Origin of the sequence: Streptomyces sp. NBC_00878, assembly GCF_026341515.1 — a bacterium.
In the GTDB taxonomy this organism is placed as follows: Bacteria; Actinomycetota; Actinomycetes; order Streptomycetales; family Streptomycetaceae; genus Streptomyces.
Genome location: NZ_JAPEOK010000001.1, coordinates 3,009,674 through 3,022,801 on the forward strand (window position 1 = coordinate 3,009,674; position 13,128 = coordinate 3,022,801).

Annotated in this window: 9 protein-coding genes; 2 read left to right on the top strand and 7 right to left on the bottom strand. The window is 70.5% G+C overall.

What is annotated here, in order from left to right:
• Positions 1-78: 78 nt before the first annotated feature.
• The 5 genes from ffh to OHA11_RS12355 form a co-directional block, all read right to left on the bottom strand.
• Positions 79-1,632 (bottom strand): signal recognition particle protein, encoded by a 1,554-nt coding sequence (gene ffh / locus OHA11_RS12335; RefSeq protein WP_266495282.1) that lies wholly within the window; start codon positions 1,630-1,632, stop codon positions 79-81.
• Between the two features lie 198 nt (positions 1,633-1,830).
• Entirely contained in the window at positions 1,831-4,278 is a 2,448-nt protein-coding gene (locus tag OHA11_RS12340; protein WP_266495284.1) for a [protein-PII] uridylyltransferase, read from the bottom strand.
• 22 nt (positions 4,279-4,300) lie between these two features.
• The gene (locus OHA11_RS12345; RefSeq protein WP_217457948.1) at positions 4,301-4,639 is read right to left on the bottom strand and encodes a P-II family nitrogen regulator; all 339 of its coding nucleotides are present in this window, start codon (positions 4,637-4,639) and stop codon (positions 4,301-4,303) included.
• Positions 4,636-5,976 (bottom strand): ammonium transporter, encoded by a 1,341-nt coding sequence (locus OHA11_RS12350; RefSeq protein ID WP_266495289.1) that lies wholly within the window; start codon positions 5,974-5,976, stop codon positions 4,636-4,638. The genes OHA11_RS12345 and OHA11_RS12350 overlap by 4 nt, the downstream gene beginning before the upstream one ends.
• A gap of 314 nt (positions 5,977-6,290) precedes the next feature.
• Positions 6,291-7,766 (bottom strand): hypothetical protein, encoded by a 1,476-nt coding sequence (locus OHA11_RS12355; protein WP_266495292.1) that lies wholly within the window; start codon positions 7,764-7,766, stop codon positions 6,291-6,293.
• A gap of 438 nt (positions 7,767-8,204) precedes the next feature.
• Between OHA11_RS12355 and OHA11_RS12360 the strand changes: the two genes are divergently transcribed.
• Complete coding sequence (locus OHA11_RS12360) at positions 8,205-8,858, top strand: bifunctional DNA primase/polymerase (RefSeq protein ID WP_266495294.1); 654 nt, start codon at positions 8,205-8,207, stop codon at positions 8,856-8,858.
• A gap of 82 nt (positions 8,859-8,940) precedes the next feature.
• On the opposite strand, the gene ftsY is transcribed toward OHA11_RS12360, so the two are convergent.
• Entirely contained in the window at positions 8,941-10,152 is a 1,212-nt protein-coding gene (ftsY, locus tag OHA11_RS12365) for a signal recognition particle-docking protein FtsY (protein ID WP_266495296.1), read from the bottom strand.
• A gap of 434 nt (positions 10,153-10,586) precedes the next feature.
• Between ftsY and OHA11_RS12370 the strand changes: the two genes are divergently transcribed.
• Positions 10,587-11,561, top strand: coding sequence for an LLM class flavin-dependent oxidoreductase (locus tag OHA11_RS12370; protein ID WP_266495299.1), 975 nt, complete (start codon positions 10,587-10,589; stop codon positions 11,559-11,561).
• Here the strand turns inward: OHA11_RS12370 and OHA11_RS12375 are convergent.
• Positions 11,558-12,976: a sugar porter family MFS transporter gene (locus OHA11_RS12375; RefSeq protein WP_266495301.1), complete on the bottom strand. Its 1,419-nt coding sequence runs from the start codon at positions 12,974-12,976 to the stop codon at positions 11,558-11,560. The genes OHA11_RS12370 and OHA11_RS12375 overlap by 4 nt on opposite strands.
• Positions 12,977-13,128: the final 152 nt, after the last annotated feature.

Below are 13,128 nucleotides of genomic sequence, written 5' to 3' on the forward strand. Positions count from 1 at the left end.
AGGAGCGGGGGTTCGGGGGCAGCGCCCCCGAGGAAGTGACGGGAATGGGTAGGGGCGGCGGGGCGAGAAAAGAGCTCGTCAGCCCATGAACTTCTTGAACTCGTCCGGGAGTTCGAACTCCTGGGGCTGCTGGCCGCCCGGCAGGCCGAAGGCTCCGCCGGCCTGACCCGCCGCCTCGCGACGCGCCGCCGCCTCTTCCTCCTGCTGCTTGCGCTTCATCGGGTTGCCCGAACGCTGCTTGCCCTTGGCCTTCTTGGGCTGCTTCTTCGAGCGGCCGGCGCCGCCACCCGTGCCCGGCATCCCGGGCATCCCCGGCATACCGCCACCCTGCGCCATGCGGGACATCATCTTGCGGGCCTCGAAGAACCGCTCGACCAGACCCTTGACCGCGCTGACCTCGACACCGGAACCCTTGGCGATACGCGCACGGCGCGAGCCGTTGATGATCGTCGGCTCCTGGCGCTCGCCCGGCGTCATCGACTTGATGATGGCGGCCGTACGGTCGACGTCGCGCTCGTCGAGGTTGTTGATCTGGTCCTTGATCTGGCCCATGCCGGGAAGCATGCCGAGCAGCTTGGAGATGGAGCCCATCTTCCTGACCTGCTCCATCTGGGCCAGGAAGTCGTCGAGCGTGAAGTCCTGGCCCTTCTTGGAGGCCAGCTTCTCGGCCATCTGCTCGGCCTCTTGCTGCGAGAAGGTCTGCTCGGCCTTCTCGATCAGCGTGAGCATGTCGCCCATGCCGAGGATGCGGGACGCCATGCGGTCCGGGTGGAACGCGTCGAAGTCGTCCAGCTTCTCGCCGTTCGAGGCGAACATGACCTGGCGGCCGGTGACGTGCGCGATGGAGAGCGCGGCACCACCACGGGCGTCGCCGTCGAGCTTCGAGAGGACCACGCCGTCGAAGCCGACGCCGTCACGGAAGGCCTCGGCGGTGTTCACCGCGTCCTGACCGACCATCGCGTCGACGACGAAGAGGATCTCGTCCGGCGAGACGGCGTCGCGGATGTCCGCGGCCTGCTGCATCAGCTCCTGGTCGATACCGAGGCGGCCCGCGGTGTCGACGATGACGACGTCGTGCTGCTTCTGCTTCGCGTACTCGATGGAGTCCTTGGCGACCTGGACCGGGTCACCGACGCCGTTGCCCGGCTGGGGGGCGTAGACGCCGACTCCGGCACGCTCGGCGACGACGCTCAGCTGGGTCACGGCGTTCGGGCGCTGGAGGTCGCAGGCGACCAGCAGCGGGGCGTGCCCCTGGCCCTGGAGCCACTTGCCGAGCTTTCCGGCGAGCGTGGTCTTACCGGCACCCTGCAGACCCGCGAGCATGATCACGGTCGGCGGCTGCTTGGCGAACCGCAGCCGACGGGTCTCGCCACCGAGGATGCCGACGAGTTCCTCGTTGACGATCTTGATGACCTGCTGGGCGGGGTTCAGCGCCTGCGATACCTCGGCCCCGAGGGCCCTCTCCTTGACCTGCTTGATGAAGGCCCGCACGACCGGCAGCGCGACATCCGCTTCCAGCAGGGCGATGCGGATCTCGCGCGCGGTGGCGTCGATGTCCGCCTCGGACAGGCGCCCCTTGCCGCGAAGGTTCTTGAATGTCGCTGCGAGGCGATCGGAGAGAGTGTCGAACACGGCGGTCGCGAATCCTCAAGTAGGGGGCAGGGGGGCAGGTCCGCCCTCCAGGGTATCTGCACGCGCCAGAAAGGGTCTCCACCCCGTCACAGGGTTCCGCCCCGTAAGGGGCGCGGGGCTGTGACATCATGCGGCTCCGCCGCGTGGGCGCGCCCAGCCACAGCCGACCCGCAGACGAAGAAGCGACCCGAGCGGAACTCACTGGCGCAACGTGTCCTCCAGCGCCCGCGCCACCGAAGCCGCCTGCTCCCCCGGCAACGGCGCCCCGTCAGGCCCCGTCACATAAAAGGCGTCCACCGCGTTCGCGCCCAGCGTGGAGACATGGGCGCTGCGGACCCGTACGTGGGCCTTCTCCAGGGCGCGCCCGATCCTGTGCAGCAGCCCAGGCGCGTCATGGGCCCGCACCTCGATGACCGTGGCGAGCCGGGATCCGGCGGAGGCCACGGTCACCCGGGCCGGCGGCGCCACGATGCCCCGCCGACGCGGGTACGCGGCGTCCCGCTCGGCGAGCTTCGCGGCGATGTCGAGCGAGCCGTCGAGGGCGCGTACGAGATCGGCGCGCAGGCGGGCGGCCTGTGGCAGCGAGCCGTACTCGGCGGCGACCCGCCAGTCGAGGAGCAGGACGGAGCCCTGGACGTCGTCGGGCAGCTCCAGGGCGCGCAGTTCCGCCGCGCGCACGGTGAGCCGGTGCATGGCGAGGACGCCCGCGACCGCGGGCAGGACACCCTCCTGGTCGGGCACCGCGATGAGCAGTTCCACGCCGAGGGGCTCCGGGTCGCCGGACGGCTCCTCGGTGGGCGGTTCGGTCTGGGCGCGCAGCGCGAGTACGGGTCCGCCGGTGCGGAACGCCTCGATGGCGAGCCGCTCCTGCTCGGCGGTGGGCGCGGCTGCCTCGGGCTCCTCGGGGGTGTCCCCGGCGAGCACGGCGGAGACCCGCTTGACCAGGTCGGCGACGAGGGAAGCGCGCCACGACGACCAGGCGGCGGGCCCGGTGGCCAGCGCGTCGGCCTCGGTCAGCGCGTGCAGCAGCTCCAGCGTGCCCTGCGAGCCGACCGCCTCGGCCACCGAGCGCACGGTCGCCGGGTCCTCCAGGTCGCGCCGGGTGGCTGTCTCGATGAGCAGCAGATGATGGCGTACGAGGGTGGCGAGCACCGCCACGTCCGTGCGGTCGAAGCCGATCCGGGCCGCCACGTCCCGCGCGATGATCTCGCCGGCCACGGAGTGGTCGCCGGGCCAGCCCTTGCCGATGTCGTGCAGCAGGGCGGAGACCAGCAGCAGGTCGGGGCGGTGGACGCGGCGGGTGAACTCCGCGGCGCGGACGGCCGTCTCGATCAGGTGGCGGTCGACGGTCCAGATGTGGACGGCGTTGCGCTGGGGGCGGCAGCGGACGCGCTCCCAGTCGGGCAGCAGCCGGGTGATGAGGCCTTCGGCCTCCAGAGCCTCCCAGACCTCGATGGTCGAGGGGCCCGAGCCGAGCAGCGTGACGAGCTGCTCGCGGGCCTCGGCGGGCCAGGGCGTGGGCAGCGGGCGAACCCCGGCGGCCATGCGGCGGACCGCGTGCAGGGAGAGGGGCAGGCCCGCCTGGGCGGCCGCGGCGGCGGCGCGCAGCGGCAGTACGGGGTCGCGGTCGGGGCGGGCGGCGCGGGCGAGGACGACCTCGCCGTCCTGCTCGACGACGCCCTCGGCCAGCGGTGAGCGCTCGGCGGTCGGCTTGCCGCCGCCCAGCATGGCGCGCAGCCGCGGCCGGACGGCGCGCGACCGCAACACGCGCCCCACCTCGCGCCAGGTGACATCACTGGCGTACGAGACGACGCGGGCGGCCTCGTACACCTGGCGCAGCAGTGTGTCGGCGTCGAGCAGTCCGAGTTCGGCGGCGACCTGGTCCTGTTCCTGGAGGGAGAGGCGGTCGGTGGCACGGCCGGTGGCGAGGTGCAGGGCGTCACGGACGTCGAGGAGGCGCCTGCGGGCGTCGGCGAGGCCCTCGCGCGGGGCGTCGGCGAGCCAGGAGGCGGCGACGGCGCGCAGTGCGGTGGCGTCGCGCAGGCCGCCGCGCGCTTCCTTGAGGTCGGGTTCGAGGAGGAACTGCAGCTCGCCCTGGCGTTCGGCGCGTTCGGCGCACAGCTCCTGGAGTTCGGGGAGACGTTTCGGCGCCTGGTTGCGCCAGTCGGCGAGGACGGCCGTGCGCAGCCCGGCGGTGAGGCCGAGGTCGCCGGCGATGTGCCGGGCGTCGAGCAGTCCGAGCTGGACCTTGAGGTCCTCGCCCGCGGTCTTGCGTGCCTCGGCGGGCGTACGGACGGAGTGGTCGAGGTCGAGGCCGAGGTCCCAGACCGGGTACCAGATGCGGTCGGCGAGCGAGGCCACCGTGCCGGGGTCGGCGCTGCCATCGTGCAGGAGGAGCAGGTCGAGGTCGCTGCGTGGGGAGAGTTCGCCGCGGCCGTAGCCGCCGACGGCGACGAGCGAGATGCCGCGCAGCTGGTCGGCGCCCGCGTCGAACAGGCCGGACAGCCAGTCGTCGGTCAGTTCGGCGAGGGCCGAACGGCGCGGCGGCCCGGACTGCGCCTCCTCCTGGAGAAGGCGCAGCCGGGCCGCCGCATAGCCGCTGGGTCCCGAGTCCTCTGCTTCCGTGCGCACGTCCGTGCTCGTCACCCAGTGGCTCCTGTTCTTCTGTTTACAGCGCGTCGGGTCCGCGCTCGCCGGTCCGGACCCGGACCGCCGTCTCGACCGGGACGGACCAGACCTTGCCGTCACCGATCTTGCCCGTACGGGCTGCCTTCACGATGACGTCGAGCAGCTGCTCGGCGTCGTCGTCCTCGGCCAGTACCTCGATACGGATCTTGGGGACGAGGTCGACGGTGTACTCGGCACCGCGGTAGACCTCGGTGTGGCCCCGCTGACGACCGTAGCCGCTCGCCTCGGTGACCGTCAGGCCGTGCACGCCGAAGGCCTGGAGGGCCTCCTTGATCTCGTCGAGCCGGTGGGGCTTCACGACGGCGGTGATGAGCTTCATGCGTCCACCTTCTTGCTCGCGGCGCCGGCTGCCGGGGTCGGGACGGCGGTCCGGGCGGCACCGCCGCCGGCGCCGCTGAAGTCGTATGCGGTCTCGGCGTGCTCGGCCTGGTCGATGCCCGCGATCTCGTCGTCCTCGGAGACCCGCATCCCGATCGTCTTGTCGATCAGGAAGGCGAGGACCGCGGAGGCCACGAGGGAGTAGGCGAGGACGGCGAAGACACCGGCGCACTGCTTCCAGAACTGGTCGAGGCCGCCGCCGTAGAAGAGACCCGCGACGTCGGACTGACCGCCGCCGGTGGCGAAGAAGCCGATCAGCAGGGAGCCGACGACACCGCCGACGAGGTGGACGCCGACGACGTCGAGCGAGTCGTCGTAGCCGAACTTGTACTTGAGACCGACGGCCATGGCGCAGAGCACACCGGCGATGGCGCCGACGGCGATCGCGCCGAGCGGGGAGACCGCACCGCCGGACGGGGTGATGGCGACCAGACCCGCGACCGCGCCGGAGGCGGCACCGAGCGTGGTGAACGCGCCGTGGCGGACCTTCTCGTAGGCGAGCCAGGCCAGCATGGCGGCGGCGGTGGCGATCTGCGTGTTGATGAACATCAGCGCGCCGACGCCGTCGTCGTTGCCCAGCCAGGAGCCGGCGTTGAATCCGAACCAGCCGAACCACAGCAGACCGGCGCCGAGCATGACCAGCGGCAGGCTGTGCGGGCGCATCGGGTCCTTCTTGAAGCCGACGCGCTTGCCGATCACGAGGATCACACCGAGTGCCGCGGCACCCGCGTTGATGTGGACCGCCGTACCACCGGCGAAGTCGATGACGCCGAGCTCGAAGGCCCAGCCGCCGGCGCCCCAGACCCAGTGCGCGACCGGGAAGTAGACGACCGTGGCCCACAGGGCGACGAACAGCGCCCAGCCCGTGAACTTCACACGGTCCGCGACGGCACCGCTGATCAGGGCGGGCGTGATGATCGCGAACATCAGCTGGAAGACGGCGAAGACGTAGATCGGGATCGTGTAGCCGTCCCAGAGCTGCGTGATGCCGATGCCGCTCAGACCCACGTAGTCCGAGGACCAGCCGATGATGCTGCCCGAGTCGGTACCGAACGTGAGCGAGAAGCCGTAGAGCACCCACAGGATGGTGACGATCCCGATGCTGATGAAGCTCATCATCAACATGTTCAGGGTGCTCTTGACCCGGACCATGCCTCCGTAGAAGAAGGCGAGACCGGGCGTCATGATCAGCACCAGGGCGGAACAGATGAGCATGAACCCGGTGTTGGCGGCAGACAGCGTGGGAGCGTCTGCGGCAAGCGTGATGGCTGGTGCCATCGGCGTCTCCTCGTCGTTTGGTACGGCCCCGTGCGGGCGAAGCCATGAGCGGTCATGAGGGGTGGGCCGGTTATGGGCCAGAGATTGGCGCAGCGCGGTTTCGACCGGCGCCCCTCGATGTTTCGCCGCAGTGACGAAGAGGTCCTGTGTGTTACGGGTCGATGAACTGGCTGATGTCGGTCCGCGCGATCGTTATCGTGGCGCAACCTTCGGCGGAGGTATGGAACCGGCCGCGGTCGACCGTCCGATGACCTGGCATATGGGGGAGCCGAGTCGGGCTGTTATGGACGGCGGCCGCGGCCGGGGCACTGGGGTCAGACCGCCTCGGCGGTCTCTGGCAGATCGACGGCGAGCTGCTCGGTCAGGTCCACGACCGCGGCGAGATCCCCGAAATCGCGTACAGCCGTGTCGACGGTTTTTCGGATACGAGTGTTGACGCGCTCGGAGCGCACCTTCTTGGCGACCTTGAGGGCCTGGCGCACCAGGACCGTGCTCTGCTCGGCCTCCTGTCGGAGCAGGTGCACCGTGCCCATTCCGACGAGGTTGAGCGCGAGCGAACGCTGGTGCTCGGTGTCCTTCTCGAAGAGGTCGACGGCCTGCTGCATGACGGGCTCGGCCAGCGAGGCGTACGTGGGGCTGCGGCCCGCTACGTAGGCGAGGTCGCGGAAGGAGTGGGCGTTCTCGCCGTGCAGCTCGGCCTCGGAGAAGAAGCGGATCCAGTCGGGCTCGGGCTCGTCGAACTCGACGGCTTCGGCGAAGACGTCCTCGGCCATCCGGACGGCCCGCTTGCACTTGCCGGGCTGCCCCATGTTGGCGTAGGCCCGGGCCTCCATCGCATACAGCATGGACTGGGTGCGCGGGCTCGCGCAGTCCCGGCTTCCGTACTGTGCGAGGTGGATCAGTTCCAGTGCGTCGTCGGGCCGGCCGAGGTGGATCATCTGGCGGCTCATGCTGGAGAGGATGTACGAGCCGAGGGGCTTGTCGACGGCTTCCTTGGCGGCGTGCAGGGCGAGGACGAAGTACTTCTGGGCGGTGGGCTGGAGCCCGACGTCGTAGCTCATCCAGCCGGCCAGCTCGGCCAGCTCGGCGGCGACCTTGAACAGACGCCTGGTGGTGACCTCGGGCTGGGGCTCCTGGAGGAGGTCGGTCACCTCGTGCAGCTGGCCGACGACCGCCTTGCGGCGCAGACCGCCGCCGCACTGGGCGTCCCACTGGCGGAACATCACCGTGGTGGATTCGAGGAGGTCCAGCTCGGGCAGGGAGAGCCGGCCGGGGCGGCGCGAGGCGGCGGCGGACTCGGGCTGCTCTCGGGGGGCGACGGGGCTGGGCACCAGCCAGCGCTGCATGGGCTCGATCAGCGAGGGTCCCGCGGACAGGGCCAGTGACGTGCCGAGGAAGCCGCGCCGCGCCAGCATCAGGTCGCTGCGCGAGAACTCACCGATCAGGGCGACGGTCTGCGGACCGGTCCAGGGCAGGTCGACGCCGGACACGGACGGTGACTGGTGCGGGGCGCGCAGGCCCAGGTCCTCGACGGCGACGACACAGCCGAAGCGCTCGGAGAACAGCTCGGAGAGGATGCGCGGGATCGGCTCGCGAGGGTTCTCCCCGTCCAGCCAGCGGCGGACGCGCGAGGTGTCCGTCGAGATGTGGTTGGCTCCCAACTGGCGTGCTCGGCGGTTCACTTGACGCGCCAGCTCACCCTTGGACCAACCGCTGCGCACGAACCACGAGCCCAGCAGCTCATTGGGGCGCTTCTCAGCGTTCGTCCCGCCTCCGCCGTTGCCGCCCACTGGAACGCCCCCATCCCTGAACCCACTTGTGCGCTGTGTGCGCCAAGCCCTACCAGAATGCCGGTACATATGGTCGTCCGTCCGGCGGTTCCCACCCATCGAACGAGGAGCCGAGTTGCCTCCGGCATACCCACGAGTGCATGCGTCCCCAGGCCTCGTGCACACACGGTAATCCTACGATCACCCGTCCAGCCATGGCGATCCCGGAAACGCCACCATTCGCCACCCCTTCGAATGAACTCCCGGTGGCCTGTTCGCGATTCACTTGACACATGACGGCCGGGAGTGGGCGGAGCGATGCACGCCGGGGCGCGCGAAGCCGCACGCACCACCCGTGACACCACCGGGCGCCGCATGGACCGCGCAGCGACGGGAACAGAGAGTTACGTTGCCATTCCGTCACGTAACCACCGGCGCGCTGGACCCGTTGGAGGGGGCATGGGCTTCACGATCGGCGGCATCCGCGAAATCCGGTCCGGCACGCGTCGCCGCGGCCGCTCCTCGGAGTGCACGGCCGTGGCCGAGTTCACCGGACTGTGGGGCTGGGACGTGGTGCCCGGCGCCCGGGCGGCCGCGGGTACGTGCTCGTGCGGCCGGACCGACTGCCCGGCACCCGGCGCGCACCCCCTGGACTTCGCCCCCGTCGTCCCGGCCGGCGCCACGCTCGACGAGGCGACGCGGGCCTGGGGCGAGTTCCCCGGCGCCGCGGTGATGCTCCCCGTGGGCCGCGCCTTCGACGTCATCGAGGTCGCCGAGCCGGCCGGCCGCCGCGCTTTGGTCCGCCTCGAACGCATGGGGCTCCCGCTGGGCCCCGTCGCCGCCACCCCGGACGGCCGTGTCCACTTCTTCGTCGCCCCCGGCGCCGCGGCCGAACTGCCCGAGCTGCTCTACCGCATGGGCTGGGACGACGCCGCGCTCGACCTGCACGGCCTGGGCCCCGGTGCGTACATCACGGCCCCGCCCTCCGACCGCGCGGGCCTCGGCCCGGTCCACTGGCTCCGCTCCCCCGCCCTCGACTCGGCCACGAAGCCGCCGACGGCACGGCTGTTGCTGGGGACACTGGCGTACGTGGCACACCGGTCGCGTGCATAGACCAACCCAGACGGAAAGGTCCCACTCCATCTGCACCATGGAATGGGACCTTTCCTCGCGTACGCACCTCTCGTACGGGACGTCACTCTCCGATAAGGGCATCCACGAACGCTTCCGGCTCGAACGGGGCCAGGTCGTCCGCGCCCTCGCCGAGACCGACGAGCTTGACGGGTACGCCCAGTTCGCGCTGGACGGCGATGACGATGCCGCCCTTGGCCGTGCCGTCGAGCTTGGTCAGGACGATGCCGGTGATGTCGACGACCTCGGCGAAGACCCGGGCCTGGACCAGACCGTTCTGACCGGTCGTGGCGTCCAGGACGAGCAGCACCTCGTCCAGCGGGGCGTGCTTCTCGACGACGCGCTTGACCTTGCCGAGCTCGTCCATGAGACCGGTCTTTGTGTGCAGCCGGCCCGCGGTGTCGATGAGCACGACGTCCGCGCCCTCCTGGATGCCTTCCTTCACGGCGTCGAAGGCGATGGACGCGGGGTCGCCGCCCTCGGGACCGCGTACGGTACGGGCGCCGACGCGCTCGCCCCAGGTCTGCAGCTGGTCGGCGGCGGCGGCACGGAAGGTGTCGGCCGCGCCGAGCACCACGTGCTTGCCGTCGGCGACGAGCACGCGCGCGAGCTTGCCGGTGGTGGTGGTCTTGCCGGTGCCGTTGACCCCGACGACCATCACGATGCCCGGGGTGTCCAGACCGGACTCGGTGTTCACCGTGCGGTCGAAGTCGGGCACGAGGAGGGTGAGCAGCTCCTCGCGCAGCAGGGCTCGCAGCTCGTCGGGCGTCCGCGTGCCGAGCACCCTCACCCGCTCGCGCAGCCGCTCGACCAGCTCCTGGGTGGGCTGCACGCCGACGTCGGCGGTGAGCAGCGTGTCCTCGATCTCCTCCCAGGTGTCCTCGTCGAGGTGCTCGCGCGAGAGGAGCGTGAGCAGCCCCTTGCCGAGCGCGTTCTGCGAGCGGGAGAGGCGGGCGCGCAGGCGCACCAGGCGGCCGGCGGTCGGCTCCGGGACCTCGACCGGGGGCGCTTCGACGACCGGCGCGGGTTCGTCGACGGCGACCGGCGCGGCCGCCGAGGTGTCCGGAAGATCCACCTCCTCAATCGTGCGGCGCGGTTCGTCGCGCGGCGTCTCGGCCTCGTCGCCGATATGCGGCTCGGCCGGCGGGGCGGTGATGTCGGGGGCGGCGGGGGGCGACGGGGGCGGCTGCTTCCGCTTGCGGCTGCCGATGACGAGCCCGCCGAGCGCGCCGATCACGACCACGGCGATGACTACAGCAAGGATGACGATGTCCATAACAGCTCCAGTATGGCGTGACCTCCCGCCCGGCCGTTCGTTGCCGGCGCGGGGCCGCGTGCCCCACGGGGCCGGGCCGGCCCGCCGCCCGACCTTACGTCCCTACGTCACCCGGAAGCCCCTCAGGGGCTCCAGTCACCACGCGCCGGCAGCCGGATGCACGCCACCGCACACCTTCGCCACCGACAGGCCGCCGCTCACCATGAGCGCGAGTGCCCGGCCGTGACGACGACCGGGAATCCGCCGCCCGGTCTCCTGATCCGGGTGCACCGATCCGGACGACTGATCCGATCCACTCATCCGGTCCACCGATCCCGTCGCCCACTCTGGCCGTCTGACGCTCCGTCAGCTACCGTCCCCTGCACCGGAACCACGGAACCACCACATCACGAAGCCACCGACACCCCACCCGCTCGGCGAAGGGGGAATCTCCCATGCCCGCAACGGTCGTACGTTTCAACCTCGTTGAGCCCGACGCCACACCCGCCTCGCTCAGCGCCCGCTACAAGGCCGCCCTGGAGATGGCGACTTACGCCGACGACCGCGGGATGACCACCGTGCAGACCGAGGAGCACCACGGCGTCGCCAACAACTGGCTGCCGTCGCCGTTCGCCTTCGCGGGCGCGGTCTTCGGCGCGACCCGCCGCATCGCGGTCACCGTCTCGGCGATCATCGGCCCGCTGCACGATCCGCTGCGGCTGGCCGAGGACATCGCCGTACTGGACCTGCTGAGCGGCGGCCGGCTGATCACGGTCGCGGGGATCGGCTACCGGCCCGAGGAGTACGCGCTGTTCGACGTGGAGTGGAAGCGGCGCGGCCGTCTCCAGGACGAGCTCCTGGAGACGCTGCTGAAGGCGTGGACCGGCGAGGAGTTCGAGTACCGCGGCCGTACGGTACGGGTCACCCCGCGCCCCTTCTCGGATCCGCACCCCCTGCTGCTGGTCGGCGGCTCCTCCAGGGCGGCGGCCCGGCGCGCGGCGCGGCTCGGACTGCCGTTCTTCCCGAGCGCGCATCTGCCGGAGCTGGAGGCCTACTACAAGGAGCGGCTGGTCGAGTACGGCACACAGGGCTGGACCATGATGCCCTCGGCGGTCACCCCGCTCCTGCACCTCGCCGAGGATCCGGACCGGGCCTGGGCCGACCACGGCGAGCACTTCCTGCACGAGGCGAGGACGTACGCCTCCTGGCAGTCGTCCGACATCCGCTCGGCGGTGCGGTCGGCGGCCACGACGGTCGACGAACTGCGCGCCGAGGGCGTCTACCGGATCGTGACGCCGGACGAGTGCCTGTCGGAGGGCCTCGACAGCTACGTACTGCATCCGCTGTCCGGCGGGATGCCGCTCGACGAGGGCTGGCGCAGCATGCACCTGTTCTGCGAGAACGTGCTGCCCCGGCTCAAGGGGCGCTAGCCCATCTCCTCCAGGGTCTTGCCCTTCGTCTCCGTCACGAACTTGAGCACGAACGGGATGGAGAGCGCGGCGAAGACCGTGTAGATCACGTAGGTCATGGAGAGGTTCCAGTCGGCCAGCGACGGGAAGCTCGCGGTGATGGCCCAGTTGGCTATCCACTGCGCGGAGGCGGCGACACCGAGGGCGGCGGCGCGGAGCCTGTTCGGGAACATCTCGCCGAGGAAGACCCAGACGACGACACCCCAGGAGAGGGCGAAGAAGAGGACGAAGACGTGGGCGGCGATCAGGGCGACCCAGCCCTGGGTGGCCGGCAGCTTTCCGTCGACGAGGTCGAAGGAGAAGGCCCAGGCTTCCAGGGCGAGCCCGACGACCATGCCCACGGAGCCGATGAGCGCGAGCGGCCTGCGACCGATCCGGTCGACGAAGATCATGGCGATGACGGTGCCGACGATGTTGATGATCGACGTCGTGAACGAGTAGAAGAACGACTCGGAGGGGTCGACGCCGACCGACTGCCACAGCGTCGAGGAGTAGTAGAAGGCGACGTTGATGCCGACGAACTGCTGGAAGACCGAGAGGCCGATGCCGATCCAGACGATCGGCTTGAAGAAGAAGCTGCCGCCGAGCAGGTCCCTGAAGACCGACTTGTGCTCGCTCTTCATGGCGTGCTCGATCTCGGCGACGCGGGCATCGAGGTCGATCTTGTCGCCCTCGACCTCCTTGAGCACCTCACGGGCGCGCTCGTCCCGGCCCGCGGAGATCAGGAAGCGCGGCGACTCGGGGATCGCGAAGGAGAGCAGCCCGTACAGCACGGCCGGGATGACCATGACACCGAGCATGACCTGCCACGCCTCCAGGCCCATGATCTCGCCGCGCTGGTCGCCGTCGGCGGCGTTCAGGATGCCCCAGTTGACCAGCTGCGAGATGGCGATGCCGATGACGATGGCGGCCTGCTGGAAGGAGCCGAGCCGTCCGCGGTACGCGGCGGGGGCGACCTCGGCGATGTAGGCCGGGCCGATGACCGAGGCCATACCGATGGCGAATCCGCCGATGACCCGCCAGAAGGCCAGGTCGTACAGGGCGAAGGGAAGCGCGGACCCGACGGCGCTGGCAGTGAACAGCGCGGCCGAGATCTGCATGCAGCGGATCCGGCCGATGCGGTCGGCGATCCGGCCCGCGGTGGCGGCGCCGATCGCACAGCCGATCAGCGCGATGGCGATGACCTGGGCCAGGGCCGCGGAGCCGATGTCGTAGCGGTCCCGGATGGCCTCGACGGCGCCGTTGATCACGGCACTGTCGTAGCCGAAGAGGAAACCGCCCATCGCGGCCGCCGCCGCGATGAAGATGACGTGCCCGAGATGTTCGGGTTGAGCCTCACGGGCTCCTGACGTGAGTGCCTGTGCTGAGCTGGTCACATGAACTCCTCGGGCCCCGGCAACGCTGCCGGGGCGAAAGTAAGCCCTTCCAGATGGTCATACCAATGGCATGGTGGCACGCCACCGATCACCTGAAGGTAAAAGCAACGCTCCAGAGAATATTCCTTCAAGTTCCGAAGTCAATACGGCGA